General features: G+C 70.3%; 27 protein-coding genes and 1 pseudogene. 5 read left to right on the top strand and 23 right to left on the bottom strand.

Annotation, left to right across the window (positions count from 1 at the left end; all coding sequences use genetic code 11):
• The first annotated feature begins 111 nt into the window (after nucleotides 1-111).
• The 4 genes from ACWD4G_RS30340 to ACWD4G_RS30325 all read left to right on the top strand — a co-directional run bounded on the left by ACWD4G_RS30340 (nucleotide 112) and on the right by ACWD4G_RS30325 (nucleotide 5,035).
• Nucleotides 112-1,290: a tyrosine-type recombinase/integrase gene (locus tag ACWD4G_RS30340; RefSeq protein WP_451298990.1), complete on the top strand. Its 1,179-nt coding sequence runs from the start codon at nucleotides 112-114 to the stop codon at nucleotides 1,288-1,290.
• A complete protein-coding gene (locus tag ACWD4G_RS30335; RefSeq protein ID WP_451298988.1) occupies nucleotides 1,287-3,911 on the top strand; it encodes a tyrosine-type recombinase/integrase in 2,625 nt (874 codons plus the stop codon). Before ACWD4G_RS30340 ends, ACWD4G_RS30335 begins: the two co-directional genes overlap by 4 nt.
• Nucleotides 3,908-4,501 carry a DUF6262 family protein gene (locus ACWD4G_RS30330; protein WP_451298986.1) on the top strand — a complete coding sequence of 198 codons (594 nt, stop codon included), beginning with the start codon at nucleotides 3,908-3,910 and terminating at the stop codon, nucleotides 4,499-4,501. Before ACWD4G_RS30335 ends, ACWD4G_RS30330 begins: the two co-directional genes overlap by 4 nt.
• 102 nt (nucleotides 4,502-4,603) lie before the next feature.
• Nucleotides 4,604-5,035: a hypothetical protein gene (locus ACWD4G_RS30325; protein ID WP_451298984.1), complete on the top strand. Its 432-nt coding sequence runs from the start codon at nucleotides 4,604-4,606 to the stop codon at nucleotides 5,033-5,035.
• Between the two features lie 89 nt (nucleotides 5,036-5,124).
• Here the strand turns inward: ACWD4G_RS30325 and ACWD4G_RS30320 are convergent, their stop codons facing one another.
• The gene (locus tag ACWD4G_RS30320) at nucleotides 5,125-5,646 is read right to left on the bottom strand and encodes a hypothetical protein (RefSeq protein WP_451298982.1); all 522 of its coding nucleotides are present in this window, start codon (nucleotides 5,644-5,646) and stop codon (nucleotides 5,125-5,127) included.
• A 372-nt stretch (nucleotides 5,647-6,018) separates the two neighbouring features.
• On the opposite strand from ACWD4G_RS30320, the gene ACWD4G_RS30315 reads away from it, so the two are divergent.
• A complete protein-coding gene (locus ACWD4G_RS30315; protein ID WP_451299258.1) occupies nucleotides 6,019-6,726 on the top strand; it encodes a DUF5655 domain-containing protein in 708 nt (235 codons plus the stop codon).
• 301 nt (nucleotides 6,727-7,027) lie between these two features.
• Here the strand turns inward: ACWD4G_RS30315 and ACWD4G_RS30310 are convergent, their stop codons facing one another.
• The 22 genes and pseudogenes from ACWD4G_RS30310 to ACWD4G_RS30205 form a co-directional block, all read right to left on the bottom strand.
• On the bottom strand, nucleotides 7,028-8,419 hold the full coding sequence (locus tag ACWD4G_RS30310) for a DUF317 domain-containing protein (RefSeq protein WP_451298980.1): 1,392 nt from the start codon (nucleotides 8,417-8,419) through the stop codon (nucleotides 7,028-7,030).
• A gap of 58 nt (nucleotides 8,420-8,477) precedes the next feature.
• Nucleotides 8,478-9,605: a DnaB-like helicase N-terminal domain-containing protein gene (locus ACWD4G_RS30305; RefSeq protein ID WP_451298978.1), complete on the bottom strand. Its 1,128-nt coding sequence runs from the start codon at nucleotides 9,603-9,605 to the stop codon at nucleotides 8,478-8,480.
• The gene (locus ACWD4G_RS30300) at nucleotides 9,605-10,870 is read right to left on the bottom strand and encodes a DNA cytosine methyltransferase (protein WP_451299256.1); all 1,266 of its coding nucleotides are present in this window, start codon (nucleotides 10,868-10,870) and stop codon (nucleotides 9,605-9,607) included. Before ACWD4G_RS30300 ends, ACWD4G_RS30305 begins: the two co-directional genes overlap by 1 nt.
• Nucleotides 10,871-10,875: 5 nt before the next feature.
• Nucleotides 10,876-11,748 (bottom strand): hypothetical protein, encoded by an 873-nt coding sequence (locus tag ACWD4G_RS30295; protein WP_451298976.1) that lies wholly within the window; start codon nucleotides 11,746-11,748, stop codon nucleotides 10,876-10,878.
• A 232-nt stretch (nucleotides 11,749-11,980) separates the two neighbouring features.
• Nucleotides 11,981-12,751: a hypothetical protein gene (locus tag ACWD4G_RS30290; RefSeq protein WP_451298974.1), complete on the bottom strand. Its 771-nt coding sequence runs from the start codon at nucleotides 12,749-12,751 to the stop codon at nucleotides 11,981-11,983.
• 118 nt (nucleotides 12,752-12,869) lie between these two features.
• Nucleotides 12,870-13,634 (bottom strand): hypothetical protein, encoded by a 765-nt coding sequence (locus ACWD4G_RS30285; protein ID WP_451298972.1) that lies wholly within the window; start codon nucleotides 13,632-13,634, stop codon nucleotides 12,870-12,872.
• Entirely contained in the window at nucleotides 13,631-14,095 is a 465-nt protein-coding gene (locus tag ACWD4G_RS30280) for a hypothetical protein (RefSeq protein WP_451298970.1), read from the bottom strand. The genes ACWD4G_RS30285 and ACWD4G_RS30280 overlap by 4 nt, the downstream gene beginning before the upstream one ends.
• 109 nt (nucleotides 14,096-14,204) lie before the next feature.
• On the bottom strand, nucleotides 14,205-15,011 hold the full coding sequence (locus ACWD4G_RS30275) for a hypothetical protein (protein WP_451298968.1): 807 nt from the start codon (nucleotides 15,009-15,011) through the stop codon (nucleotides 14,205-14,207).
• Nucleotides 15,012-15,028: 17 nt separating this feature from the next.
• Nucleotides 15,029-16,822 (bottom strand): type IV secretory system conjugative DNA transfer family protein, encoded by a 1,794-nt coding sequence (locus ACWD4G_RS30270; RefSeq protein ID WP_451298966.1) that lies wholly within the window; start codon nucleotides 16,820-16,822, stop codon nucleotides 15,029-15,031.
• Nucleotides 16,823-16,858: 36 nt separating this feature from the next.
• Complete coding sequence (locus ACWD4G_RS30265) at nucleotides 16,859-17,629, bottom strand: DUF317 domain-containing protein (protein WP_451298964.1); 771 nt, start codon at nucleotides 17,627-17,629, stop codon at nucleotides 16,859-16,861.
• Between the two features lie 5 nt (nucleotides 17,630-17,634).
• Nucleotides 17,635-18,249 (bottom strand): hypothetical protein, encoded by a 615-nt coding sequence (locus ACWD4G_RS30260; protein ID WP_451298962.1) that lies wholly within the window; start codon nucleotides 18,247-18,249, stop codon nucleotides 17,635-17,637.
• Nucleotides 18,246-19,100, bottom strand: a complete 855-nt coding sequence (locus ACWD4G_RS30255) for a DUF317 domain-containing protein (protein ID WP_451298960.1) — start codon at nucleotides 19,098-19,100, stop codon at nucleotides 18,246-18,248. The genes ACWD4G_RS30260 and ACWD4G_RS30255 overlap by 4 nt, the downstream gene beginning before the upstream one ends.
• A 248-nt stretch (nucleotides 19,101-19,348) precedes the next feature.
• Nucleotides 19,349-20,161 carry a DUF317 domain-containing protein gene (locus ACWD4G_RS30250; RefSeq protein ID WP_451298959.1) on the bottom strand — a complete coding sequence of 271 codons (813 nt, stop codon included), beginning with the start codon at nucleotides 20,159-20,161 and terminating at the stop codon, nucleotides 19,349-19,351.
• On the bottom strand, nucleotides 20,158-20,964 hold the full coding sequence (locus tag ACWD4G_RS30245) for a DUF317 domain-containing protein (protein WP_451299254.1): 807 nt from the start codon (nucleotides 20,962-20,964) through the stop codon (nucleotides 20,158-20,160). The genes ACWD4G_RS30250 and ACWD4G_RS30245 overlap by 4 nt, the downstream gene beginning before the upstream one ends.
• Complete coding sequence (locus ACWD4G_RS30240; protein ID WP_365403814.1) at nucleotides 20,961-21,350, bottom strand: hypothetical protein; 390 nt, start codon at nucleotides 21,348-21,350, stop codon at nucleotides 20,961-20,963. The genes ACWD4G_RS30245 and ACWD4G_RS30240 overlap by 4 nt, the downstream gene beginning before the upstream one ends.
• Nucleotides 21,351-21,649: 299 nt before the next feature.
• Nucleotides 21,650-22,411: a DUF317 domain-containing protein gene (locus ACWD4G_RS30235; protein WP_365403817.1), complete on the bottom strand. Its 762-nt coding sequence runs from the start codon at nucleotides 22,409-22,411 to the stop codon at nucleotides 21,650-21,652.
• Between the two features lie 12 nt (nucleotides 22,412-22,423).
• On the bottom strand, nucleotides 22,424-23,182 hold the full coding sequence (locus ACWD4G_RS30230; RefSeq protein WP_451298956.1) for a hypothetical protein: 759 nt from the start codon (nucleotides 23,180-23,182) through the stop codon (nucleotides 22,424-22,426).
• 33 nt (nucleotides 23,183-23,215) lie between these two features.
• The gene (locus tag ACWD4G_RS30225; protein ID WP_451298954.1) at nucleotides 23,216-24,136 is read right to left on the bottom strand and encodes a hypothetical protein; all 921 of its coding nucleotides are present in this window, start codon (nucleotides 24,134-24,136) and stop codon (nucleotides 23,216-23,218) included.
• Entirely contained in the window at nucleotides 24,133-24,915 is a 783-nt protein-coding gene (locus tag ACWD4G_RS30220; protein ID WP_451298952.1) for a tetratricopeptide repeat protein, read from the bottom strand. Before ACWD4G_RS30220 ends, ACWD4G_RS30225 begins: the two co-directional genes overlap by 4 nt.
• Nucleotides 24,912-25,334 carry a hypothetical protein gene (locus tag ACWD4G_RS30215; RefSeq protein WP_451298950.1) on the bottom strand — a complete coding sequence of 141 codons (423 nt, stop codon included), beginning with the start codon at nucleotides 25,332-25,334 and terminating at the stop codon, nucleotides 24,912-24,914. The genes ACWD4G_RS30220 and ACWD4G_RS30215 overlap by 4 nt, the downstream gene beginning before the upstream one ends.
• A 109-nt stretch (nucleotides 25,335-25,443) precedes the next feature.
• Nucleotides 25,444-25,929: a hypothetical protein gene (locus tag ACWD4G_RS30210; protein ID WP_451299252.1), complete on the bottom strand. Its 486-nt coding sequence runs from the start codon at nucleotides 25,927-25,929 to the stop codon at nucleotides 25,444-25,446.
• A gap of 215 nt (nucleotides 25,930-26,144) precedes the next feature.
• Nucleotides 26,145-26,646 (bottom strand): annotated as a pseudogene (locus ACWD4G_RS30205) (hypothetical protein); the annotation flags it as partial.

The raw sequence follows: 26,646 nt of genomic DNA, 5'->3' as shown, positions 1-26,646 counted from the left end.
AGGTAGTCCTGCCCGTGATGTCCGTCTGGGACTGTGACCAGCACGTCCCAGGCTTGTTTACCGACCTTGTCCGGGGCGTCTGTCATGTTCTGGAGTCGGTACGGAGGACGAGTGGCACGGCACGTGGTGGTCGGGGACTTGCGGGTCCAGCGGATCGAGCGGAAGGACGGGTGGCGGTCGTGGACGATCGTGTGGCCCGAAGGTGCGGTGCACACGGAGGCGGACCGGTTCCTGCGTCTGCATGATGGTTCGGGTACGCAGAGGACGTACGCGTATCTGCTGGTGGACCATCTGCGGTGGCTGGAGCGGGAGTGCCTGGCCTTCACCGAGGTCCAACTGCGGGATCTGGAACGGTACATGGGCATCATCGGTGCCGAGGTCCGCATGCCGCTCGGCGAGCCGTGGCGGGTCGGTAAGCGCCCCTATGGCCGCTCCGCGTTGTCGATCGCGGCAGCTTGTCTGAAGGGCTTCTACCTGCATCAGTCCGCCCTCGGTATCAACGGCGAGCTCGGCAAGAGGCTCGATAAGTCGCGGCTGCCGTCGCGGGTGGACCGGCGGCGTTCGTTTCTCGGGCATGTGAAGTCGTCGCTGCCCACCAACGCATTGGCGCCGAAGGGGCCGCGCCGCCGGCATCCGAAGATGCTTCCGGACGGCGCTCGGGAGAGGCTGCTGGAGACGGTGAACTCCGCCCGGGACCGGCTGGTGGTCACCTGGCTCGCCGACGGCGGGCTTCGCATCGGCGAGCTCTGCGGACTTCATCTGGTCGACCTGCACTTGCGGGAGAACGCGGCCTGTGGCGAGTGCCGCGCCCCTCACCTGCATGTCTGCCACCGGCCTGGCAACCCGAACTGCGCTGAGGCCAAGAGTAAGCAGCCCTGGCGGGTCGAGCACGGCATCGTGACCGGTGGGCTGATCAAGCGGGTCAGCCCGGCGATGGTGCATACCTACTTCGAGTACGTCACCACCGAGTACCCGCGCGGAGCCGGGCACGGCATGCTCCTGGTCCAACTGCACGGCGCTGATACCGGACAGCCGTGGGCGCCGGTCGGGGCCCGGCGGATGCTCGGACGGGCCGGGAAGCGTGCCGGGCTCGGGGTCGTGAAACCCCATGCCTTCCGGCACTCGTTTACTTCCGCGGTTCTTGACGCTGCCGACGGCAACACGTTGATCGCCCGCGACGCCGGCGGCTGGGCGTCGGCCGCGATGGTGGATGAGGTCTACGGACACGTCGATGTACACGACCCGGTCTTCGATGCCGCCCTGCGCACGGTCTGGGGTGAGACGAAGTGACGGCGCCGTCGCTGCTGCCGCAGGAGGATGCCCGCACGCGACGGGACCGGCTGGAGGTGCTCACCGCGCTGGTCAACGGGCCCGAGTTCGACCAGGCGCTGCGCGGCGGGGTGCTGAAGATCCCGCCGATGCACCTGGTCTTTCCGTGGAGCTGCACGGTCGTCGACTGCGCGCGGCCCCGCTGGCGGCGCTACGCGATGTGCTCGGTGCACGCCGGGCAGTGGCAGGAGGCGGAGGCGCGCGGGATGAGCCGGGCTCAGTTCCTGCAGATGGCGGAGCCGCTGTCGGCCACGGAGATGCCGGAGGCGATGATGTGCCGGATCTGCCCGCAGCGTCCGGCGTTCAGCCTGCAGCTGGTGCTGTGCTTCCGGCACCGCAACCGGTGGCTGAGCCACCTGAAGCGGCACCCCGGCGGGGGCGAGGAGGAGTTCGAGCGGTGGCTGGCCGACCAGCCGGCGCTGCCGGGCTACGGTGAGTGCCGCGCGGACGTGTGCGACGAACTGGCCGCCTCGCCGCTGGGGTTGTGCGGTGCGCACGAGCGCGGCTACATCCGGGCCGGGCGGCCAGGCGGGGCGAAGCTGCCGAAGAACTTCTTCGCCACCTACGAGCGCCGTGATCGCCCTGTCCCGGTGACCTGCGAGGACGAAGTCGCCTTCCGCGCCTGGTGCCGCGCGCAGCTGCCGGTGCACCGCACCGGAACGGTCAACCTGCGCGGGCTGCGGCCCTTGCTGCGGGCGGAGTTGCAGTGGGGCGTGTATGTCCATGGCCTGCAGCCCGTCGCCGTGTGGCATCTGACGTGGGTGCAGTCGCTCGCGGACGAGTGCCAGCGCCGCGACGTGGAATCCCTGGCCGGCCTGGATGCGTCCGTCTTCCACCGCGACTACCACCAGCGCATGGTCCAGGAGATACAACAGGCCCTGCGGAAGATCTACTTCACCCCCTCCGACACCCGGAATGCTGGCTACATCGAGACCGAGCACTTCGGGGTCCGCTTCCCCCACCGCTCCAGCTACATCGACCTGACCTGCATCACCCAGCGGTGGCTGCGCGACCTCTTGTGGGACCACATCGCCGACGTGCTGCGCTCACCCACCTGCCCGCGCAGCGCCCAGCCGGTGGACTTCGTGCGCCGCGCCGGCGCCGAACTGTCCGCGTTCTTGGAAGCCGAGGCGCCCGGCGGCGGCCACGACCCATCCGTGCTGCGCGGCGAGCACGTCCACCGCTTCGTCGCAGACCTGCGCAACCGCGAACGCCTCGGCCTGGCCTTCCGCGGACAGGCCCGCCTGGACGGCAAAAGGGCGAAAGTCACCGAGAACTCGCGCCGGATGGTGTTCAACTACGGCCGGTCTCTTCTGCGCGGCGCGCTGGACAGCGGCAGTGCCGAGCAGATTGGCCTGGACCGCGCCTTCATCGCCGCCATGCCGGTCGGCGGCCCGGGCACCCCCCGCAGCCGCAACCCCTTCCCCGACGAAGTCGCCCGCGCGCTTGCCGACGAGGCCAACCTGCGGCAGCTCGCCGACGGCTACGACCGTCACGACCGGGGCCTGCGGGATGTGTGGGAGACCATCATCGTCACTGGCCGGCGCGCCGGCGAGGTCATCCAGCTCCGGCTGGACTGCGTCGGCCGCTACGGCGGGCTGCCTCTGCTCTGGCACGACCAGACCAAGGTCGGCAACCTGAACGCGGCCGTCCGCATCCCCGACCATCTCCTGGACCGGCTCGAAGAACGCCGCCGCAAGACCCTGGCCCACTTCGCCGATCGGCACGCCGGCCGCCCGCCCACTGCTGCCGAGCGCGCCCACCTGGCGCTGTTCCCCACCGACATCCTCAACCCCGACGGCCGCCGCGCCCTGTCCTACACCTGGTTCCACACCGGCTTCCGCACCTGGATCGCCGACCTCGACCTCGGCGGTCACTACGTCGCCCACCAGGCCCGGCACACGCTGGCCACCCGACTGCTACGGCACGGCGCGACCCTGACTCACATCCGCCGCTACCTCGGCCACGTCTCCGACCGCATGGCCGAGCACTACGTCCACCTGACCCAGTCGGACCTGGACAACGTCCTCCAACACGTGTGGGTCGCCGGCCCCGGCACCGCTCACCCCGGCGAACTCCTCACCAGCGACACCACCCCGCTCACCCACGAGCAGGCCCAGGCCCTGGCCATCGACCTCTCTCGCCGCAGCACCCCCGCCGAGGGTGGATTCTGCACGTTCCAGCCCGTCGTCAACGGCGGCACCTGCCCCTGGAACCTCGACTGCCACAACTGCGACAAGTTCGTCCTCTCTGGCGCCGACCTCCTCTACTGGCGGCGCAAGCGCGAGCAGTGGCGGCTGCTGGCCGAGCGCGCCCCCGACGACACCACCGCCGACTACCTCCACCGCTACTTCGAGCCCACTGCCCGTGCCATCGACGGCCTGGAAAAGGCCCTGGCCGGCCTCGGCCTCCTCGACGACGCCCTCGCCCTGGACCTGCGCAAACCCCAGGACTACTTCCACCGCGTGTGGTCCACCGCCTTCCGGGCCGCCGACCTCGCCGACGCTGGCGTTGAGGAGAAGAGCGAGTACAGCGATACGTGCTCAGCCGAGGACACCGGCCCCGAACAGGATGTCGCATGACCACCGCCCACGCACCGCGCACGACCGCGGCCCTGGCGGCCCGTCGCCAGAAGACCGGTGCCGCCCTTCAGCGCGTTCACGACGCCATCGCTCGATTGCGGCGTGAGAAGGCCCAGGTCAGCGTCGTCGCCGTCGCCCGCCGCGCGGACGTCTCGCGCACCTTCCTCTATGACAACCCCGATGCCCGGGCCGCCATCGCTTCGGCAATGACGGAGGCCGGCGAACGACGATCGGGGATGCTCGTGGAAAAGGACGACGAACGCGAGGCAACCTGGCGCGAACGCGCGCTGAACGCAGAGGATGGTCTCAAGGCCGCCCACGCCGAAATCCGCACCCAGCGCACCAGCATCGGCGAACTTCTCGGCCAGATCCGCGACTTGGAAGCAGAGTGGACCGAGGCGGCCATCCAGCGGATCACCACAGAGAACACCACCCTCAAGCAACGGGTCCGGCAGCTCACCGCCGACAACCGCCACCTCGACGAACGCCTCCAGGCCGCCCGTTCCAACCTCCGCTTCCAGGACCGCCGCATCGCAGACCTCGAAGCCCGGCTCGCCGCACCAGGGGCAGGGGCAGGGGCAGGAACATGATCCTGCCCCGCTGAACAAGGCTTCGGGGAACAATGGAGCAGCCGTTCGGACGGACGGCTGCTCCATTGTTCCCCGAAGCCGACGAAGGACTACACATTGACCATGCAGTTCCCGGATCCCGGGCACGTCATCGAGACCGAGATCCGGATCAAGGCCCGAAGGATCCTCAAAGCCATGTCCGCCGATGCCCTCGCGGTGTGGGAAGAGGCCATGGAAGAGATCAAGGAAGATGCACTGGGCGAAGGCATTGTGTTGTCCACCCAGGCATTCAAAGGAAAGTTCGACACCGACGACGAAGTCTGGCTCGGCCCCCGGGAGCTGAACCTTGACCGGTACATGTGCGAAGAGGGCCTGGGCGTGCTGACGATGGTCGAGTACGCCATCGCAGGAACCGTCACGCGGTGCGAGGTGGTCACGTGCCGTCAGTTCGGTGATGTGGTCCACCGCATGGTCGTCGGGGAAATCGTAGTGGGCGGCACGCTCACCAATCCCAGCCGTCCGGCGATCCCCCAAGAACGGCTGGAACTGCCCTAAAAGCAAATACAGTTCAACGGAGCAGATTACCTTCGTGACCGATGGGGGTGCCTATCGGAGAACAACGGAAGGCACCTCCCTCACCCTTGTCACGCGGATTCCGCCTCCGCTGCGGCCCGGCGGGCCAGTCGGTGCGCTTCGGGAAGGGCTTCGGGCGTCGTCAGAGGAAGACGCACCGCATGGGCATTGTCGGCTTGGACGTTGCGCGCGGCAGCAAAGCGACAGCCGTCCGCGGCGTGGCCGGGAAGACGGAAGTCCAGGTACGTACGGTCCGGACGTACGTAGCAGTAAGCCCCCACCCTGCGCGGCCCCGGAACGTACAGCTTCACATAGCTGGTCTTCTCAGTGCCGAGTTCGGCGACGGCACCGTGATCGCGAACTTCCGTTTCTACGAACGAGATGAAGAGGTCGGCGTGCTGGGAGGGGGCACGCGTGCGCAGCAGGGTGAGCACGTCGCGATCCAGTACAGGTTCGGTCCGCACCTCTGCCGCCTGCGAAGTGCTGTGCAGACTGAAATCGGCCCCGTGAGCGGCCAACGCATCAATCAGCGCGGGCAGTTCCTCGGGGCTCGCGTGAATGCTCACCTTGATCATCTGAATCGGCTCCTTCATCTCGTACGGGTACCTTGCGGCAGCCAACCGAGAGCAGCATAGGGGAAGCAGATGGCCAACTGTCAACAGTTCACCGACTGCTGTTCGTTTACTCTTCGGGTTCGCGGCAGCTGCGATCGTCAGGGTTGTCTGTCCTGTCCGATATCGCGGCATGTGTGCACCGTTTTGCGGCCAGGCGGGCGGAGCCGCCATTCGACAGGCCGTGACTCCGGTCGCTCACGCTTCGACGGCACACGCTTGCGGTTCAGTGCCACGGAGTAGCCGCTCTGATGGACGGGCCCTCCCCGGAGAGGCCCCGGACGGGGTACGGCAACGACCCAGACTCGGCGTCACGGGCATGTAGTCTATGTATCGTCGCAGTTCAGAGTCGGTATCCAAGCTCCTGCGGTCGGTAAAATCGAGTACAAGCGCGGGACTGACGCGGGCCTCATCAACCAGGGACTGTTCTATCTGTCCTGGCTGATGGATCACCGTGCCGAGTTCGGGTACCTGGTCCGCGACCGGCTCGGGGCGACGGCCGCAGCCCAGGTGCTGTGGAGCGCTCCCAGGCTGATCTGCGTGGCGGGCGACTTCACCCGCTACGACGTGCACGCTGTGCGCGAGCACCGGAGGTCGATCGACCTGGTCCGCTACCGACTCTTCGGCAGTGACCTGCTCGGGTTTGAGGTGGTGGCGTCCGTGAGTGACGGTATGCAGGTAGGCCGTCGGATGCGTCGACAGGCCGCGGCACGGGCGGCAGTCGACGTCCAGGGCGCGTCGATGGTCGAGCTGGCCAACGCGGTCGACGAGGTGCTGCTCGGTCTCGGAGACGGTGTCAACCGCATCGAGCGCAAGCAGTACCGGGCGTATCAGCGTCTGCGGAACTTCGCCTGCGTGTGCCTTCCTCAGCGGAAGAAGCTCCTGGTCTACCTGAAGGTCGACCCGAAGCACGTTGACCTCGTTCCCGGGTTCACGCGGGACGTGTCCGGTCTCGGCCACCACGGGACGGGTGATCTGGAGGTGCAGCTCCGCACGCCGTGGGACGTGGAGCGAGCGCAGGATCTGTTTCGCGCGAGCTACGCGGCGGCACCCTGGTCATGACCGTCAGAGGTGGGCTCTGTGGTCGTCGGGTGTCCCTTTCGATGTATGGCAGGTTGCGGCGGTGGACTACCAATGGTGCGGCGCAGTCCCGGATTCGGTAACCGGGACTCCGCCGCTAGCCGGCGTGCTGGGCCCAGGTACGACGGTAAGACTCCTGCGCTTGCTGGCACGGGAGGTGTACCGCCGGAGGACCTGACCGCCGTGCTACTGGACGGCGCCCGCCTCGGGAAACATGCCAACGTGTAGCTGTTCACAAGGGCAGCGCTGTGGAGTATCGCGGGCCTGCGCTGATGCGGGCAGGTCAGCGGTGGTGTGCCGCCGGATTCCGCTGGGGCGGATTGGGCGGGAGTGCGGCGGCGATGTTCGCGGTGGGTGCTGCCGTGCCGGAAACGGAGCGGCGGGTGCCCATTCCGTGAGCGAGTTCCTCGCTGAGGTCGGCGAGAAGGCCGGCGGGGGTATCGGCAGTGGCGTTGATGGCCCAGACGGGACGGTCGATGGTCGGGCCGGCCCAGAGGGTCCAGGCCGGGAGAAGCACGTCGGAGCCTGGCGCAGCGAAGGTGTCGAAGGCGATGCCGGCGTCGCCTGATGGCGTCTGCCAGTGCAGGTACCGTCCGGGCGCGGTCTGCTGCCAGCCCGCGTCGATGAGGGGGCGGGACACCTGGGCGATCATCCTCGGGGTGACGGGGCTTCCAACGGCTGTGTCCCAGGCGCCTCCGGCAGCTAGGACGGTCAGCAGGGTGTTGAGAACGGGCGCGGGGGTGGTGGCGGCGACGGTCATCTGCCACAGGAGGCCGCTGACCGGTGTTTCGTACGCGGCGATGGTCCACTTCGGGTCACGGGATTGGGCGTCGTGGTCGAAGAGGGCGCGCAGGGTGAGCGATTCATGGTTGGCGATGGTCGTGTTGTCGTCCCAGGTTCTGTACTTCTCCCAGTCGCCGTTGTTGTCGAGGAAGGTGTTGAAGGCGGCTTCGTGGTCGCCGGGGTCGGCGGCGTAGGCAGGTACTCGCTCGGCCACCGGTGCGACGGTATCGGTCGGGGCCGTGTCGGGTGGGACGAGGCCGGTGCGGGCGTGGGCGGTGTGGCGTTCGGTGTCGGTCATGGGGGCGGGGCCGGGGCGTACGTCCTTGCCGTGAGCCTGTTCGAAGGCGGTGAGGGCTTGGGCCGGGGAGACGAAGGCGTGAGTTATGCGACGCAGGTGGTTCTCGCCGTGTAGGAGGACGCTCTTGCCGGTGTCACGGTAGGTGCCGACGGCCACGGTGTCCCAGCCGTCCTCGGCGTGGGCGTGGGCATGGATGACGAGCCGGCCGTCGCGGATGGCGTCGTGGATCTTCTGGGCCTGGTCGGAGCATTCGCGGATCTCGTCACGGCTGAGGCGGGACGCGGGGTAGTTGACCCACGTCCACTCCTCGTCGATGGATCCCCGCAGGTCGGCGGTGATCTCGGTGGTGATGCCTTCGGCGTACAGGGCGTGGGTGGCCTTCTCGGCCCAGTACGGCTCCTCGCGGTCGATCCGGGCCAGGACCATGGTGCGTTCGTCGAGAGAGTCGAAGCCGTGAGCGGCCAGCAGTGCCTGGGCGGTGCGGTGGCGGCTGCCAGTCAGGCGTGCGACGACCGCGGTGGGATGGGCGGGATGGACGCCTAGGAGGACCTGGGCGTCGAGGCGGACCGGGGCGTCGGGAGAGGTGCTGGTCATGGAGGGTGGGCTCGTTTCGGGTGAGCCCGACCGCGGACGGCCGGGCCCGGTCATGGGGTCATCGGTGGACGTGCGGGCGGAGTAGTGCGGGCTGGGGTGGAGGGCCGGTCGCGCGGGGCGGTTGCCTGCGGTGTGCCGGCTGGCTTTCGGCGGGCACGGCCTGGGGCGCGGTGGCGCGCATCCAGCGGGTACGCAGGGAGCCCAGGTCAGCCAGGGCGCGTCGGCTGCCGGTGACGAGCTGGTGAGGGGTGTTGGCCAGGTCGTCGGTGTACGCGGTGATCCGTGCGGCGACCGTATGGGCGCGGGCGAGGAGAGCGCGCTGAAGGATCTTCTCGCCCCAGTACTCGGGTGAGCCGGCGGGCGTGGAAACCAGGGCCATCAGGTCTTTGGGAGTGAGGGTGCCGGTGAGCAGTCCGCGGTGCTGGGCTTCGCCGAGGACGGTGATGGGGTCGACCATGCCGCCGCGGTGGACCAGTGCGGTGATGGACTGCCAGAGCGCGGCGTGCAGCGGCAGCAGGAAGTCTGCCTCGGTCAGCCACCTCATCTGGCGGACCTCCGCTGGGTAGGCGGTGGCGGTTGCCAGGAGGAGGCGCTCTTCGTCGAGGTCCTCCTCGCCGGCCTGCCGTGGGACATCCGGAGGGAGCGTCGTGCGGGGGAAGGAGCCGGGGTGCGGGGCGAACTGTTCGGCGAGGGAGTCCAGGACGCGGCTGATGTCGTCGGCCATGCCGAGCGTCGCGGTGGCCGGGTTGGGCAGGCCCGGGTCGCTCGCGGTGGACGCGAGGCGTTCGGCATGGGCGCGCAGGATCCGGCGGGCGTTGTCGGCGCGGATCATCCTGGCGTACGCCGTCGCGTGCTTCGACTGCGGGCAGAACTGGATGAGGGCGTGAAGGTAGGAGGCGTTCAGGCCGGGAGCGTGCGGACGTGCGTGCTCCAGCACGGCGTTGAGCCAGGCGGTGTCCTGGGCGTGGTTAGCCGGGTCGGGCGGCGGGAGCGTGCGGATCGCGGTGAACAGCGCGGCATGGGTGTGGCTGTCGAAGTGCTGGGCGATCAGCGGCTCGGTGTCGGACAGGCGGGCGGGTTCGAGGAGGAGGGCGCCGAGCAGGGCCTGCTCGGCGTAGTGGACAGGGTTCGGCGCCGGCACGCGGTCGTTGCCGTCGTCCTCGTCGGGTTCGGAGGTGTGGGGCATCAGGCGGCGAGGGTGAAGTCGTCGGGGTTGAAGGGCTTGCCCAGGTGCGGGGCGAGGAGGTGGGCGGCAAGGCGCGGGGGTACGGCGTTGCCGATCTGCGAGAAGGTTCGGCCCTTGTTGCCCTGCCACGGATAGTCGGCGGGGAAGCTCTGCAGCACGCCGGCCTCCCGTGCAGTGATCTTGATTGGGGCCAGTGCCGCTCGCTGCTCGTTGTCCGGAACACCGGAGGCGTGGTCCGGGATCCAGACGCATTCGTTGGCCCGGTGACCGAAGAACAGCGTGCCGGCGGGCTCGTCGGCCCGGCGCACGGTCGCGTTGGTCTGGTTGTTGCTGCGCAGTGACCACGACCAGCGGTGCTCCTCAGCGGTGAACGTGGGCGCCGGAGCACCTGCGGGGCGGTCCTCACCGGGCCGGGCGGCCCAGCCGGGGTCCTCCCCGTTGGAGGCCAGGACGAGTTCTGCGTCGGGGTGGGGCGTCCAGGTGCCGCGGTCGCGGGCGTCGGTCAGCGTCTTGCGGGAGCCGGAGGGGAAGGGTTCGGGGCCGCCTCCTGGTCCGCCGCCCGCGCACACGGTGGGCACGGGACGGTCGGTGGCGCCCCAGCCCAGAGCTTCGGCCATGGACACCCAGCGGGCTCGGCCGGGCCCGAACAGCGACTCGGGTTCGGCGGATTGTGCGTGGGTGGGCGGCGGGGGCTCGGCGGTGCGGGTGCGGGAGGCGAGCAGGAGCGCCCGCTTCCTCGTCTGGGGGACGCCGTAGTCGGCGGCGTTGAGAATGCCGGTCCACACGGAGAATCCCCAGGTCCGCAGGATCGCCGCGTACTGCCGCCACAAGGGCAGGACGTCGGGGACTTCCTCCATGAGCACCCACTCGGGCTCGCCCACCAGGTGGAGGGCGTGCAGGTAGCGCATGGGCTCGGCAGCGAGGAGCGAGCGTGCGTCCGCGCACGCGCCGAGCAGCTGCTCACGGGTGTCGCGTCCGGCGGCGAGATCGGCGACGGCCTGGTGGACGAGGGGCTGGTCGATCAGACCGAGGCGCTTGCCCGCCATGCTCCATGCCTGACACGGAGGGGAGGCGATCAGTCCGAGGATCCTGCCCGAGAAGATCCATGCCGGGTAGACGGCGACATCGGTCCGGATCGTCAACTGCCCGGCCCGGGCACGGGTCTTGCATGCCCACTCGTCCCACTCCAGGCCGACATCCCGCGCGCCGAGGACGGTGAGCGCGTGGCTCCAGCCGCCGGGCCCGGCGAACAGGTCGAGGATGATCCGCCTCAAGAAGCCAGCCCGAAGTCGTCCTGCACCGGCTCGGTTTCACCCCGGCAGGCCCAGGGAGAACAGCCGTCGGCCACGCCGTCCTCCAGCTCCTCGGCCGCGGCGACCGGGTCGTCGAGCTCCTGCTGACGCGCTGCCCATTCGGCGGCCGTGACGTGGTCAATGGGGGCCCGGCTGAGCGGTACGCGGGAGCGGTGCAGGAACGCCTGCCCGAGCAGACGGTTCCCGGAGGCGTTGGCGCGGGCGTTGCCCTGGCGGATGGCCGTGTCGAAAGCGACCACGTCCGCCCATTCCTCAGGGCTGGTGTCCCGGATATTTCGCCACTGCTGATTTCCGTGAAATGGACAGCCCAAGCAACTCGATTTTGGCGTATCGGCCAGGCCGATGGAGGTAAGGTAACGGACGCAGTCCGCGCGCGACCAGTTAAGATCGATGAGCGGGTGCCGATTGCGCATGTACTGGACGTCGGAATCCTTGGCTCGATGGAATTCATCGGTCGAGATGCCGACCCACTGCTCGACGAAGACATCCTTCGGGATGCGCAGCGGGTAAGGGTAACCGAGAAGTTCCCGGACTTTCTTCTTGATCGGTTTGATCTTGTATTCCCCGGTGCACTGGCGCTTGGTCATCCCAGGTCTGCCGTCCTTGTTGAGGATATAGAGCGGCATGGATGCGAAACGGTGTTCCGGGTCGAGTGCGTCCGCGCGAATGTTTCCGGAGGTAACGCGCAAGACCGGTATCCCCGCCGGTTCGGCTATCTCCTTCTCCAGGCGTTCGAGATGATCGTAGACGGCCTTCGGTTCCCATCCTGTGTCGGCGAATATGGCGTAGTCGACCTTGGGGAGAATTCCATGGGCTGACAGGGCGAGCATCGCGCTGGATTGAATTCCGGCGCCAAGCGAGATCGATCTGAATTCGGGGGTGTTGGGAATGGTGCGTCCTTGTAATGGGCGGAGGTGCGGTGAAGTGGCGACGGCGGTCCGGGCGGCGGTGAGCGCCGGCCGCGGAGCGGATCAACAGTCCGGGGCTGGCGGAAACCCGGCTGCCGTGCTGCTTCCCGTTGGCGCGGGGAGCTCCGGACCGGGTCCTCGGGCACGGACGGCGTCACCGGCGTGGGCCCTGCGCCACGATGGTCTGGGGCGCGGTGGCTGTTGTGGCCGGTGGCGTGGCCTGGGGGCGCGGCTGTTTCAGGGCCCGGTGTCCGTCCTCGGTAACGGTGATCTTCTGGCCGTGGTAGAGCAGCGGGGTGCTGGTGTCGGCGGTGACGAGTCCGCGTTTGCGCAGGGCCTCGTAGGTGGCGATGGAGACGCGGGTGCCGTCGTCGGTGGCGACGCGGGTGACACCCGCGCGTCGTGCGTTCTCATACAGATGTCCGCCGTCCCGAAGGGCTTCGAGGGCGGCGTACTGGCTGCGCGTGAGTGCGAGGCGGTGGTGACCGGTCGTCTGCTGCGTGGATGCCGCCTTGTGGCCCGGCGAGGAGGCCAGCTTGTCGGTGATGCTGTGGGCGAGGTAGTGGCACCCGGTCGCGCTCAGGTCGAGCTGATGTGCGGCATCTTGAAGGTGTGAGGCCATGCGCGGAAGCGCCTCGGTATGCCGTGCGGCGCGTGACGACGCGTCGTCGGCCGGGTAGCCGGAGAACGGCGCGCCCTCGTACGGGTTGGCCATCAGGGCGTTGGCGAGGTCGTTGGCAGCGAGCGAGGAGCTGTAGACGACCGAGGCCAGCAGCTCCAGGCCGGATCGGCTGCCGGCGAGGGCGGTGTAGGTGCTGTGGTCGAGGGCGGTCAGGTGCGCCAGGGCGGCGGCGGTGAGGTTCTGCGTCTGCACCAGGAAGGGGCTGATGCGGCGCAGGGCGTCCGTGCCGGGGGTGTAGGACACGTCGCGGACGCGTGCGTAGAGCTCTTCGAAGTCTCCCGCCAGCTGGCGGAGTTGACGGACCTGTTCGTTCAGATCGAGCGGGGGCGTGGAGATGAGATGGCTCCTGGAGGCAGGTGGTTCAGCGGCTTCGGGTGGCTGCCCGGCTGGCGGTGGGGATCGTGCGGGGCGTCGTGCCGGGGGCGGTGCGGGGGCCCGTCAGGGGCAGTCCGATGACGGCGGCGAGGGCTGTCACGCCTGCGGAGGTGAGGCGCACGCGGTCCTGGGGTGGCCCGCCGTGGTAGGCACCCGGAGCGGAGCCCGGGCTCCGCTCGGCAAGATCCTTCGACTCCAGGGCCCGCAGCGTGCTCATGAGGACCTTGGGCTCGCGGGAGCGCGTGAACTCCCGTCCCAGGGAGCTGCTGGCCACGACATGACCGCAGGCGATCTGCTCCAGGGCCGTGCGCTGGGTCGCCGTGAGCTGCTCCTCAGATGGGATGGCGGATGACGAGCGGCGTCGTTGTGTCTCGCAGGAGAGACTCGCGGCGCAGCCGACCGCGGCGGCGGGAGCCAGGGCGGTCAGTTCACGCGCCTCCTGGAGGCCCAGGTCGGCTGACGCGGCGCTGAGCAGGGCCAGCTGCTTCAACCGCACAACGGTCTCCGTCAACTCCGTACTTGCGTAGAGCCGTTCGTCCTGGATCGCTTTGATGGTGGTGCGGGTGGCGGACGCCAGGCGCTGGCTGGAGGCGACGTGATCCTGCTGCTCGGGTCGGGCCGCGGGGTCCAGGAGGAGATCGAGGGCGTCGTTGTGCCGGGTGTACTGGTCGGCGAGGTGGAGCAGCCGCTCGACGGGGGTCCGCGGTGGCGGTACGTCGAACAGCAGGGATTCCGCAGGCACCATGGTCATGAGAGGCGCCGTACGGCCGGGGCCGACGCGGCCACGGCGATGGTCGTGTTCGCAGACGCGCAGCGATGGGGCACCCCGAGGCAGGCGCGGGCCGCTGCCAGGGCCTGCCTGGCGTCGTCGACGTGGACACGCAGCTGGCCGTGGTGGTCGATCGCGTCGACCTGCTGCTGGAGCGTGCCTTGAGCGCCGGGCCGGGCGAGGATGGCGAGAGGGGCAAGCGCCAGGGTGTAGTGGGCGATGGCCCGGCCCAGGTGCCCGGTCGTCTGCCCCAGGGCCTTTGCCGAAAAGAGGCCCGAGGCGTTCGGAACGAGCTGGTACTCGATGTCGCCGGCCATGCGAACGGCCAGATGGCATAGCAGGCCGATGTGCCGGGTGGCGGTGACCAGTCCGTCTCCGTCACCAGTGATGCGATGGTCGCGCAGGTCGGCGATGACGGCATCCACGGCATCGTGCGCCTTCATGGCGTTCAGATCGACTGGTTCGTGGGTGTGAATGGGCGCCTCCGGGGCGGGGACGAGAGAGGAAGGGAGGGGCGCGGGGTGATGAGCCGGTCTCGAAATGCTGGCGCGGTCACCGGGAGGGCGGGCCGACTGGCCTGCCTGGTGAGCCGGGGCGGACCGCGGTGACCTGTGCCTGTGGTGCCGTCGGCGTGTGTGGGAGGGCGGAAGCGAGCCAGGTCAGCAGGCTGGTGCGACCGGTCTTGGTGAGATGAAGGCGCCAGCTGGTGAAACTCGGGTGGGTGACCTCGCGGCGGACGAGGCCCCGGGATTCGAGGGAGTTGGTCGTGGCCCGGGTGACGTGCAGGTTTCCCTCGCAGAAGACATAGGTGTGGCTGGCCTGCTGGGACAGGTAGACGGTGCCGAGGGAGACCTCGCGCAGCACGGCGTACTGCAGAGGGGAGAGCCGCCCGGCCGGCGCTGTGACGGTGGTGGCCTTGTCGGCGGGCGGCAGGACGGAGGCCAGCGCCTCGACGGCGTGGGTGCACACGGCTGGCACCTGGGCGAGCAGGCTGCCAGCGGCGTGCAGGGGCTTGCTAGCCGCAGCGACGAGTCGGCGGTCCCGGCCCGGCCCGTCGGCTTCCGGCTGAAGCCGGCGGCCGTGGGTGACGAGTCCGGCGACGATCTGCTCGGAGGCGAGTTCGACGTGGTGAACAGCGGTGACAAGCCGCGACGTCGTCTCGCGGACCTCCCGGTGCGTGTGGGACAGGACCTGGCACGTGCCGGCCCAGGGGCGCAGTCCGGAGGCGATCGCATCGGCTGTGTCCGCGAGTTCCCCGAGCACGCGTAGCTTCAGGGGGAGACCGGCGTCGAAGGCGCTCCGCAGATCATCACGCAGCGCCACGGTCTTGCTGCCGAGGTCGAACAGGTCACCGTGCATGCCTCGGACGGGAGTTGTCACGCGGCCGTCCCGAAGTCATCTTGCTGCGGTGCGTGCTTGGCTACGGCGCGCGTGGTGATGGCCTTCGACGCGCGGGCGGAGGCGGCGGACAACTGGTCAGCGCCGGGCTCCAGATACCAGGGGCGCAGATCGAGCATGGCGGCCCGCAGGCCGGTCGCGAAACACAATGCGGTGCCCTTGGGCAGGGCACGGATCGCGTCCGCGGGCAGAATCCGCTCCTGCCGCATCGACACCGAGGTCGACTTCCCCGACTCGGAGGTGGACGTCGAGGTGGTCTCCACGTCGTGGTCGCCGATCAGACGGGACAGTTTGTCCGCGAAGTCCGGATCGTCGATGCCGGAGCCGATCACCTTGACGGTGGAGGCGGACCACATGGCGTCCATGCCCGCGTCTCCCCAGACTTTCTGGCCCTGGCGGTAGGACTGCAGGATCGTGATCGGGATGATCCCGCGCGAGCCCAAGTGGCTGTACAGATCGGGGAGATCGCTGATTTTGCAGACGTTGGCGGCCTCGTCCAGGATCGCCAGCATGGGCGGGTCGAGGCGCCCGCCGGCGCGTTCGGCCTGGGCGGTCGCGGCGCGCATCACGGAGTCCGCGCACGCCGCGATCAGGGCGGAAGCTCCGCCGCCGCCGTCCTTGGACAGCAGGTAGAGCGTGTCGGCGGAGCCGACGAACGCGGACGGCTGGAACTCGGGAATGTCCTTCTGCGGGGTGACCCAGGCTGCGATCTCGCTGTTCAGGAGGGCTGCGGCGTACTGGCGAGCGGTCTCGTAGATGCCGTCCCGAGTCTCGGGCGGTCCTTCGACGGTTCCCTTGAGCTGGGCGGCGACCGCGGCGAAGCCGTGGTCGCGGAGGATGTCCAGCGGGGTGCGGTCGGCGGGGAACGCGAGCCACTGCATGACGTCCGTGACGGGGCGTTCGTCGAGGGCGACGGCCAGGAAGAGCTGGGAGAGGATGTTGCTGCCGGCCTTGGACCAGAAGTCGCCCTGCTGGCTCGCGTCCACGGACGCGGCGAGGAAGTGTCCGGCCAGGCGGCCGGCGCCGTCCAAGGTTGTGGCGTCGGCGAGCGGGTTCCACCACATCCGGCGCTCGGCATGGGCGATCTGCTGTGGGTCCATCGACCAGACCCGTCCCACGGTGGCGCGGGCGTCGAGGGTGGCGGTGTACGCGTCGCCGGCTGCCTTGTTGGAGGTCAGCAAGACCGCGCCGGGGGCCGCCAGGATGGAGGGGATCGCCAGGGAGGTGGTCTTGCCGGAGCGCGGTGCCATGATCGCGACGGCGACGTCCTCGTATCCCATCCGGACCTCGTGGCGGGTGCCTTGTAGGTTGCCGAGCAGGATGCCGGTATCGGCCGGGTCGATGTGCTTGGCGGTCTTCAGGCTCGGCCGAAGCGAACGCGCCTTGGCGGTGATCGCCTTGGCCATCAGCGGCTCGATGTCCTTCGGCTTCGCCAGGGCGGCGACCTTCTTCCGCCCGCCGCCGGCGGTCTTGTGCCGGGACCAGACGACAGCGGCGGTCAGCGCGAGAGCGGTGATTGTGGTGACGGGGATGATGCGAGTGGCCCAGAGCAGGGACGTTTCCCCGGCCCGGGGCCACAGCTGAGCCGGATGGAGCAGGGCCTGGACTGGCTGGTACGGCGCCCAGGGCGCGGAGACGGTGATCCGGGCGGTGAGGTTGCCGCACAGCCAGGCAAGGTTGGACAGGGGGACGGCGACGGCGAGGGCGCCGAGGAGCACCTTGAAGGCGAGGTCGTAGCCGTCGCTGCTGGAGGCGGGCGAGGTGTTGGTCACGGGCAGGGTCCAGGGAGGGGAGGGCGTGAGGCCGAGTCAGCGCGTACGGCGCGTTGGGGGCTCGGATCGGTGCGGTGGCACGGATGGGGCCGGACGGGCCCGGCGGGCGGCCAGGTCCTGGACGCGCTGTTCCAGCGGATCCAGCCCGGTGTCCGAGTGCGGCGGTGCGGAGACGGTCTGCAGGTGGGGGCGCACGAAGAGGGGAATCGCGGCCGGATCGCGGCGCAGCGGTGTGACCTCGGTGAGGGCGCGTGTGAGGGCGGAGACCAGGGGCAGCGGAGTGTCACCGCCGAGGTGGGCGCGCCAGATCACCGTGTCCGAGTCGTTGGGTAGCGTCGTGGTGATGAACCAGCTGCCCGGCCAGGGCCCGTGGTCGGCGCGCTCGACCCGCAGGAGGCCGTCGGGGGACGACGCCGTGAGATCGGAGTGCTCCAGCCAGTCGGCCGCGTACAGGATCTCGAAGGGGTCGCTCGCCGGTACCTGCGTGGGGGCCGTGAGAGTGTCGGTGAACACGGCGAGGATCTCCACCGGGACGCGGGCTGTGAACCGTGCGTACCAAGCGGGGTGTTCGCCGGTGGCGGCGTGGAGGATCGTCCACCACGGCTCGTCGGGGTCCGGGTACAGGCTCAGCTCGGCCTGCTGGTCGCGGCGGATGAGGTGGACGTACGGGGACAGCGGCATGTGGTCGTAGCGCCATCCGTCGGCCTGGTGGAGGGCTGCTGTGATCCAGCGCGGGTCCCCGCCGCCGGCCAGGCAGGGCGGGGAGACGAGGACCTCGTCGGCCGCGTCGTGCGGCAGGAAACGCATCCGCCTCACCGCCGGGCCACGGTCGCCGAGCTTGCGGACACCGTCGGCGCGGGCTGGGGCGCGACGGCGTCCAGGCGGGGCGGGGCGGCTTGGGCGGCGGCGTGGATGGCGAGGATCGCCGGGGTGTGCAGGGCGAGTTCGTTCAGCGCGTGCCATGCCTCGGCGTTGCGGGCGTCGACCAGGTCGTCGTATGCCGCTGTCCCCGGCCCAGCACCCGGCGGCAGGCTGTCGAGGTGGGTGCTCCAGTCGGCTTCGACGGCGTCGAGTTGGTCGAGGGCGTCGTCGGCCGCGGTCAGATGCCACGGCCAGGCCGGCTGGATGGTACGGGCGGGAAGATGCTGGAGCTGGACGGCGGCGGTGGAGAGCAGGTCGCGGGCGAAGGGGCGGATCTGCGCGGCAGCCTCCCAGGTCTCGGCGTCACGCCGGGCCGCACGGTGTCCGTAGGGGTCTTCGTCGTGGGGCCAGCCGTCGGGGTCGGTGTGCTGGTCGGAGTAGGTGTCCCAGGTGTCCAGGATCTGTTCGCTGGTGCGCACGAAAGCGGTGAGCTGGTTGAGGCGCTGGTGATGGAGGACGCTCGGGCAGGAAGGCGGGGCGGTCAGGGAGGGGTATTCCTTGCTCATCGGGGGCGTGCTGCGGTCGGCACTGAGGCCGGGGTGGGGGCGGCTGAGGAGGGGGCGGTATCCGGGCGTCGGCGTCGGGTGGCGCGGGTGAGGGCCTGGATGTTCTTGATGCGCTGCTGGTGGGCGTCGGCGACGACACTGCCGGTGCGGTGGGTCCGCTCGTGCTGGACGCCGAACGGCCAGCCGTGCTGGCCCCAACCGCGCAGCAGGGGTTCGGCGCTGGTCAGGGCGGTGACGAAACCGGCGACGGCGTGCGCGGGCGTGTGCTGGTCGAGCCAGCCGTCCCATACCGCAGGGCCGTCGAGGGCGCTCTCGCCGACGGCGGCGGGGTACTTCTTCGTGCGGATGCGCCAGGTGAAGGAGGCGAACTCGATGTCGTCGGGTCGGCTGTATTCGACGACCGCCCGCCGATCCGGTGAAAGGGCTTCGTGCCCAGTGCCGTTCTCGCTCTGGGTGACGCACCAGCCGGCCTCGCGGAAGAGGTCCCACGGGTCGGGTGCGTCGGCGGGGGCGGGAGTGAGGAGTGTGTCGGTGAGTCCGGCCAGGATCTCGGCCGGGATCTGCCGGCTGAACGAGGCGGACCAGGTCGTCGATTCCGGCGGCTTGGCGGTCAGGTGCCACCAGCGGCTCGACGTGAACTGGCTGGCCACCTCCAGCCGGGCTGACAGGTCCGGGCTGGTGAGCTGGGTCTCCGGACAGGCCGGGTCGGAGGTGACGCTCCATCCGGCGGCGAGCAGGGCATGGGTGATGTGGCGGGCATCGCCGGCACCAGCGAGATACCGGGGGCTGGTGACGTGAAGGAAGTGCGACTCGTGATCGCGCCGGAAGGCGGTGAGCTGCCGCTCGGTCACCGGCACGCGCTCACGCCTGCCTGCGGGTTGCGGGCCGTACGACGCGGGCCCTGCCCGAGCGCGGGCTGCGTGTCGTCGAGCGTGCGAGCGGTTGGGCGACGGCTGTGGCGGTACTACGGCGGGAGCGCACGCGTCCGTTCACGGCCGTTTCCCCAGGGGGCGTCGGCGGGCTGGGGGTCGAGGAGGCGAGCATCAACGTCCTTGCATGAAACGGGTGGTGAGACAGTTCGGCGGGGCGCTCCGCCCGGCTAGCGGCGCTTCCTGCGAGGTGACGGCCCTGGTGGCGCGGTCCGGCCGGGCGGGTGCGGCATTGAGCGCTGGGCCACCTCGAGCCGCTGCCGGTGCATCTGCCGGAGCTGCTCTGGCGAGACGGCGCTCCGAGTTGCGGTGCGGTGGAAAGCGGCGCTGGGCTCTTGGCCCTCGTCGCGCAGCAGCGGTGCGGGGTCCGTCAACGCGGTGACGAAGCCCGCGATGGCCGCCGGGGGTGCTTCCTCGTCGATCGACGCGCCCCACAGCCACCGACGATCAGCAAAGACTTCCGCCTTCCAGCGCCACTCAGGTGTGTCGGAGGCGACGGAGTTCGGCACCACGGCCAGCATGGCTGTCTCGTCGGGCGACAGCGCATACATCTCGGGTCCCTGGCGGAGCAGAGACCAACCCCGGCCAGCCGCCAGGTGCCACAGATCCCCGAGGGGGACGAGTGCGTGGCTGGTGACGGCGTCCGTGAACCCGGCGATGATCTCGACAGGGGTGTGGCCGCCGAACTGGGCGGACCACTCCCGCCGTTCGGCGGGATGGACGCGCCACCAGGCCGCGCGCGGCTCGGGCGCGGTGGGCTCCAGGGTCAGATGGAGCTGCCGGTCGGGGCTCTCCAGCAGGACGTGCGGATAGCCGGGCACCGAGTGGTTGCTCCAGCTGGCGGCGAGCAGATACTCGGTCACATGCCGGGGATCGCCGCCGCCGGCCAGGTGCCGTGGCGTGACCTCGTCCAGCCACCGGATGCGGTTGTACTGGTGAACGGTGGGGCCATTGACGCGGGAGTAGAAACGTTCGTGGCTCACCGGGCCCGGCCCGACTGCCCGGCGTACGGGCGCGCGCCGGGCGGGGTGCGGGACCGGTTGGTGGCGAAGGAGTGGCGGGCCCACGTGGCCGCCCTGGCGGCGGTGATCCTCGCCTGCTGCCACGCGCCGAGCTGGGACAGCAGGACGGACACCGAGGTGGTTCGGATCCGTTGGGAGGGCGGAACGCGGCCCAGGGGCCGCATCACGGGCTCCGGGGCCGCGAGCGCGGCGCTGAACGCCTGCACCAGATGCATCGGCGTGGTCGGCGTGAACAACGCCTCCCATACCCGGCCGTGTTCGTTACGCGCACCGGCCCACCAGTGCGCCTGCCCGGGGCCGGACTGGTGGAAGCGGACGAAGGCGCCGCCGTCCGGGCTGCGGGCGGTGAAGTGCCGGCCGCGCTCGGTCTCCCAGCCCTGCTCCAGCAGGGGCTGCCACACGTTGGGGGCGTGCGCCGTGCGTTCGGTGGACAGGGCGTCGGTGAGACCGGCGATGATCTCGACGGGCGTGTGCCGGCCGAAGGTGGCGTGCCATGCTTCCTGGCGCGCGGTCTGCTTCCCGCGGATGGTCCAGCCGCCGGGCTGGGTGAACGGGTCGTATCCGATGCGCACGGACTTGTCCGGGCTGTCGAAGACGACCGGTCCGCCGGTCTTGGACTTGTCCTTCCAGCCGGAGGCGCGCAGGTACTCGGTGATGTGGCGCAGGTCGCCGCCGCCGGCGAGATGGCGGGGCTCGACGAGGTAGAACTGCTGGGCCTGCTGGCCTACGGCCCCCCAGCCGGTCCACTGCTGCTTCTTGTTCAGCGGCTCCTCCTGACAACCATGGCGGAGGGGACGGGCTTCGCGGGCGTGGTACCGGCGGTGGCGGAGGGTGCCCCGAATTGCTTGAGGGTGTCGGCGTGCCCGTCGAGTTCCGTGCTGATGTGCCCCAGTTCGTTGGCGGAGCGGCCCATCGCGAGCCATACCTCGGGAGGGAGCGTGCCGCAGTACGCCTGACCTTGGGCGAAGCGGGATCCGGTGGCGATCAGGTCGGTCACCAGGGCCAGGACGCCGTCGTCGTAGGCGAGGACCTTGACTAGGATCTCGGCCGCTTGGCGCGGGGCGGCCTGGGCGAGATGGCCGTCCAGGGTCTTGAGCAGGTCGGCGATGTGCTCGGCGAGGCGTACGGGGTGGGATGAAGGGTCGGTCATGGGCCTCCTGAACGGGCCGGTGCGGACTGCTAGTTGTGGTGGCGGATGCGGTAGCTGTCGATGAGAAGGTCCATGTCCCGGCGGCGGGTTTCGTCGAGGGCGGCCTCGGGGTGCCCGCCGGCCAGCAGGCTGTTGCGGGTGCCTGGGCTGGGAGTGACCGCGCGCAGGTAGCGGCGGAAGAGGACTACGGCCAGGCGGGGTGGACGCTCAGAGGTGATGGGCGCGGGAGTGCGACGTGGTGTGAGAGGTACGGAAGGCTCCCGGAGTGAGAGTGACGAGCGGAGCGTGGGGAGGGGCGGTCAGTGCATGCGGGTGGGCCTTATGCGGATGGTCGGGGGCGGCGGCCCGGAGGTCCGTGCGCTGGGAAGACGCTGGCGGCGGGCTTCGGCGATCCGTGCTTCGAGCAGTGCCTGCTCGTCGTCCCAGCCGAAGGTGGTCGGGGTACGGCGCGTGTAGGGCCCGCAGCGGTACATCGGTATCCCGATGGCCATCCGCGGCAGCGGGTCTCGGCAGGCGAGGCTGTCGGTAAAGGCGGCGACGAGCCGGGGCGGGGTGTGGGCGGTGAAGGCGGCGGTCCACCAGGTGTGTCCGTCGACCGTGCAGGCCGAGTGCCAGGCGTGTGGCGACGGGTCGGCCGCGTTCTCCTGGGCGAAGCGGACCAGGCCATCCGGTGACACCGCCGTGGGCGCGGCGGCCTCGGCGTCCGTGGTCCAGCCGGCCGTGTGCAAGGGACCGAGGATGTCGGCGCGTTGGCCGGTGTGGGGCCGCAGCATGGTCTCCACGAGCGCGGTGACGTACTCGACGGGCAGGTGAGCGCCGAGGGTTGCGGTCCAGTGCCGCCCGGCTGGGCTGGTGGCGTGCAGGTTCCAGGTCCAGGCGCCCCGGCGGTCGTGGCCGACGTGCAGGGAGCCGTCGGGGCTGGTCAGGAGGGTGTGGTAGTCGATGGTGGATGCGTCGCGCCAGCCGTGGCCGCGCAGCAGCCATTCGGTCAGGTGGTCCCAGGCGTTGGCGCCGGCAAGGTAGCCGGGCGCCGCCAGGACGTAGGGGGTGGGGAGGGGCACAGGGGGATCGGGTCAGCGGCTGCGCTGCGGGGCTGTCACCGGTGGGTTCGGCGGCACGGTCGCGGCGGTACCGAGGGCGGGCCGGGCGGGCGGATGGCGCAGGACGACGCTGACGCCGAGCTGGGACAGGCGGTGCCCGGCCGTTCGTACGGACGCGGCTTGGTGGGCGGAGTCGTCGCCGGACAGGACGAACACCTCGCGTGCGGTGTCGAGGACGAAGCCGGCCTCGGCCAGGGCCCCGGCGATGTCGTCGCGGCCGGGCCGCTCGACGACGAGCGTGTCGTCCGACCAGGTCATCACCAACGATTCCGGCTCGCCGGACGATGGCACCGTGCGGCGGGCGGCAGTGGCGTGGACCTGGGCGAGGGCCTTGTCGTAGCGGGGCAGCAGGTCGTAGCGGATGTCCTCGGCGGCGCTGAACGGATCGGCGGCCACCACGATGCCGTCGGGCTCGCGGACGCCACGGAAGGCTTCGGCCGGCGCCTCGGCGGGGGCCATGGCTGCGATCAGGTAGCCCTCGCCGGGCCCCGTACGTTCCGCGACGAACAGGCGGGTGCCGTCTTCACGGGTCAGCACGGCGCAGTGGTCCACGGCGCGCCTGGCCAGGGTGTCGGCGACCTCGTTCATGTCCCACACCTGGTCGGTGAGGACGTCGTGGTCGCCTGTGCCGCCGTGGTCCGGGTGATACGTGCTGGTCCAGGCGCCGGGCAGTTCGCTTGCGAGGACGGCGGCGAAGGAGCCGAGGCCGGTGTCGGGCGTGGGGTCGTGCATGGTCTCCTCGGAAGAAGCTAAAGAGGGGTGGGGTCAGCGGCGGCCGTTGGCCGAGCCCGACGCGGCGGGCGCGATGACGGGGCTGGTGGCCGTCCGGGCCGGAAACGGTGTCGATCGTTCCGGGGTAGGCAGGACGGCGGCGGTGGCGTCGAGGTCCTGCTGGATGCCGTGCAGGCGGTGGGCGATCAGCTCCAGTTGGTGTCCGGCGGCCGGGCCATAGGCGTGCGGGAGGCGGCCGAGACGGTGGGCCGTGTGCTCGACGAGACCGCGCACGGTCGCGAGCGGACCGGTGTTCTCGTCGGCGAGCTGCCGCAGCAATCCGCCGAGTTGCGCGGTGGCGTCCACGGCGCCGGGCGTCGCGCCGCTGACCGGTGCGGCGACGCGCTGCGCGAACTGGGTGCTCTGCCCGGGACCCGGGCCGCCGCCCTGGGGCGAGCGAAGCCCGAGTTCGGCCTCGATGCGCCGGCACTCGACGGCCAGGAGCGCGGGCAGCCGGTGGTGGTGCAGGGTCCAGGTGCCGTCCGCGCGGATGAGGTTGGCGAGCAGGTCGAGGCGGCCGGGCTGTGCCTGGACGGCGATCCAGCGGCAGCCCTGGTCACCCGGCCGCTGGATACCCGCTGTGCGGGCGAGCCAGTGGGCGATTTCGGACCACTCCGGACCGGTGAGCACGCGGTCGGCGGGATGCAGACGGATGTCCGCGTGCCAGATGGCGCGACGGTCGTCCTGCGGACTGACCGCGAACGCGTGCCACCTGCTGGGGTCGTCCAGGTGGTCGGCCCACTCGGCGGACGTCCACGTCTTCTGCTCGTCGTCGGGCGTGCAATAGTCCAGCCCCGGCCAGTGGGCGACCACCGTGTACTCGGTCAGTCCCTCGTGGCCGCTGACCGGTCGGCCGAGGGCCTCGGCGAGCGGCTCGGAGGGCATGGAGTCGCGCGGACGGATACGGATGATCATCGGGAGTCGGGCTTCCTGCCCTGAGGGGCGAGTTGGATCAGGTCGAACGCGGCGGTGATCAGGGTGTGTTCGCGCACCAGGTCGGCGTGGACGGCCGGCTGGCCCGGCGGCAGGAGTTCCAGGGCACGCTCGATGGCCGCGTGTGCCTGGGGGTAGTGGCCCAGCGCGCGCAGTGCCGACGCCTTGCGGAACTGCGCGATCGGATCACCGTCGCCGCCGTCGGGCAGCCGGTCCACGAGGGCGAGCAGGGTGTCCGCGCGGCCGGGCAGCAGGCCGCCCAGCCACACCCCGTGCAGCAGGACGTGCAGCGTCTTGGGGTGATCCGGCGTAGCGGCGAGGACCTGCCCCATCACGGCCAGACCGTCCGAGCGGGACTGGCCCAGGCGCGCGAAGGCATACAGCGCCCAGCTGTACGGGTCTGCGTCGAGCACGCTCAACGGCACCTGGTTCAGGAGGGTTTCGATGGAGCGGCACCGGAAGTCGTAGCGCAGGGCGCTCAGGTAGAGGTGCCGGTACGTCCGCGCCACGACCGGGCCTGGGCCGGGTCCGTGGGCGGTGGCGTGCTCGGGGGTGAGCAGGACCAGCGCGCTGGTCCCGGTGGCGCGGGCCTGCCAGGCGACGTCGGCGCACACCTCGGCCGACTCCTGCCAGGTGGCGTCCAGATCACGCAGGGCCTCGGCCAGTCGCACCGGCCACTGGGTTCCGGTGACCGTCTCGTTGGCGATCGACGCCGCGCTCGCCAACGCCGCGGTGCGCTCCGGGGCGCAGGCGGGGGTCATCGTCCGCCTCGGGCGTCGGAGGCGTGCACCACCTGGTTGAGGGGGGTGAGCGCGTACCAGCCGCAGTCGACGGTCCCGTCGGCGCCGGCCAGGCGCGGCAGGAGGTAAGTCCGCAGCGCCTGCTGGTAGATGAGGCAGTCGGGGCAGCGGCGGGAGAGATGGACGAGGTAGCGCGGGTGCGCGGTGACGTAGGTGCGCGCCCCGCCGGCCGAGTCGTACAGCCGCCACCCGTCCTCGTCGGTCGGCGTGTGCCACGAGGGCGTGACGACCCTGTACGCGTCGCCCCACAGGTCGTTGCCGGAGATGCCCTTGAGGATCACGACCTCGTCGCCGGGCCGGAAGTGCTGGTGGGTGATGTCCCGTTCGGGGGTGACGATGTCACCGGGGGCATGGAGAGGACGGGAGACGGCGTCGGGCACAGCAGGATGTTCCTTCCACGAGCAGGCGTAGACAGGCGGTGGGAGGAACAAGACTCCGGAGAATCCCCGGTTTCGGTAACCGGGGATCGTCGGGTATAAGGACCCGTGTCTACCGGAACGGGTTCTCGCTTCCGATGTCGTCGGATGTGGCGGCGTCCAGGAGTTCGGGCAGGTCGGTGGCCTCGGCATCCCTCTGGTCGATCCACCATCCGGCGCGGGTGACGGCGCGGATCGTGTCCTCCAGGACGGCCCAGTCGGCCTCGTCCCAGCTGCCCTCGCTCACGAGCACGCGGTAGGCGGCGGTGACGAGCTGGTGGCGGGAGCGTTCACCCCAGGCCAGTGCCCTCTCGGGTCCTTCGAGCGGCGGCATATCGAACTGCGCGGCCCACTCGGCGGCGACCCGCTGCTCGGCGGCACGCTTGGCGGCCAGCCACTCCTCCTTGCCGGCGCCGTCCTCGTCGCGGGTGGCCTTCCAGCAGTCCGTGCAGTCCCTCTCCGCGAGCCAGCGGGCGAACCCGGCCCGCCGGTCGGCGGGCCGGCCGGACAGATCATGGACGACCTCGTGGCCGCAACGGTGCTCGACAGTCCACTTCAGAGGGACCCCCGGGGAATTCCGTTTGGTGGGCGTTACGTTCGAGGTCGGGCTGCTGGTCTGGGGCTTCAAATGGAGTGCCTTTCGCTGGCGGTTGGGGTGGTGGCCTGCGTCGTTGCGGGGGGGTCGTGCATCAGATGCACGAGTCATGCGGCGGACGGAGGTGGTCTGGAGTGCTTGGCGGTGGTCTCGGGGACGCTTCCGCCTTCTGCGTCGTCTCAGCGTGTCCTGCGGATGGCGTCTGTGGCCGCCGTGGCGATGGCGACGGGAGCGCTGGAGGGCTGGGGCAGGTGCAGCAAGGTGGTCCCCGGCAAGTGGTGGGACCCCGCGGTGAGGGTGAGCTGGAGTACGGCGCAGCCGGCGGTCGTGAGCTGCTTGACGCGGGTGACGGCTTGAGCGGTTTCGTCGCTGCCGTACCGGGCGTCGGTGACGATCACGAGGAGGCGGCCGGCGCCGGGGCGCCTGAGTTCGAGGCCGTGGTCGAGTGCGTCGATGGCGTCGCCGAGGTTGTGGTGGCCGCCGTTGGCATCGAACGTCGTCACGCGCTCTGGTGCTCGGTGGGTGGGTCGGGTCAATGCGGTCAGGTGCATGTCATAGGCGATGGTGGCGGTAAGGGAGTCGGGGCCGGTCAGGGCTGCTGCGCGTGCCACGATCCAGGCAGCGGACGCGACGGGCGCGCAGGCGGCACGCATGGAGCCGGAGACGTCGACGGCGATACCC

This window comes from Streptomyces sp. NPDC002643 (genome assembly GCF_053592555.1).
The sequence above is the reverse complement of the archived record's forward strand: the minus strand, read 5'-3'. Positions and strand labels throughout refer to the sequence as shown.

Excerpts from the sequence above, each read along its gene's own strand:
- ACWD4G_RS30330 (WP_451298986.1), top strand. The coding sequence starts at position 3,908 with ATGACCACCGCCCACGCACCGCGCACGACCGCGGCCCTGGCGGCCCGT.
- ACWD4G_RS30325 (WP_451298984.1), top strand. The coding sequence starts at position 4,604 with ATGCAGTTCCCGGATCCCGGGCACGTCATCGAGACCGAGATCCGGATC.
- ACWD4G_RS30320 (WP_451298982.1), bottom strand. The coding sequence starts at position 5,646 with ATGAAGGAGCCGATTCAGATGATCAAGGTGAGCATTCACGCGAGCCCC.
- ACWD4G_RS30310 (WP_451298980.1), bottom strand. The coding sequence starts at position 8,419 with ATGACCAGCACCTCTCCCGACGCCCCGGTCCGCCTCGACGCCCAGGTC.
- ACWD4G_RS30305 (WP_451298978.1), bottom strand. The coding sequence starts at position 9,605 with ATGCCCCACACCTCCGAACCCGACGAGGACGACGGCAACGACCGCGTG.
- ACWD4G_RS30295 (WP_451298976.1), bottom strand. The coding sequence starts at position 11,748 with ATGCTCGCCCTGTCAGCCCATGGAATTCTCCCCAAGGTCGACTACGCC.
- ACWD4G_RS30285 (WP_451298972.1), bottom strand. The coding sequence starts at position 13,634 with ATGACCATGGTGCCTGCGGAATCCCTGCTGTTCGACGTACCGCCACCG.
- ACWD4G_RS30280 (WP_451298970.1), bottom strand. The coding sequence starts at position 14,095 with ATGAAGGCGCACGATGCCGTGGATGCCGTCATCGCCGACCTGCGCGAC.
- ACWD4G_RS30275 (WP_451298968.1), bottom strand. The coding sequence starts at position 15,011 with ATGCACGGTGACCTGTTCGACCTCGGCAGCAAGACCGTGGCGCTGCGT.
- ACWD4G_RS30265 (WP_451298964.1), bottom strand. The coding sequence starts at position 17,629 with ATGCGTTTCCTGCCGCACGACGCGGCCGACGAGGTCCTCGTCTCCCCG.
- ACWD4G_RS30260 (WP_451298962.1), bottom strand. The coding sequence starts at position 18,249 with ATGAGCAAGGAATACCCCTCCCTGACCGCCCCGCCTTCCTGCCCGAGC.
- ACWD4G_RS30240 (WP_365403814.1), bottom strand. The coding sequence starts at position 21,350 with ATGACCGACCCTTCATCCCACCCCGTACGCCTCGCCGAGCACATCGCC.
- ACWD4G_RS30230 (WP_451298956.1), bottom strand. The coding sequence starts at position 23,182 with ATGCACGACCCCACGCCCGACACCGGCCTCGGCTCCTTCGCCGCCGTC.
- ACWD4G_RS30225 (WP_451298954.1), bottom strand. The coding sequence starts at position 24,136 with ATGATCATCCGTATCCGTCCGCGCGACTCCATGCCCTCCGAGCCGCTC.
- ACWD4G_RS30220 (WP_451298952.1), bottom strand. The coding sequence starts at position 24,915 with ATGACCCCCGCCTGCGCCCCGGAGCGCACCGCGGCGTTGGCGAGCGCG.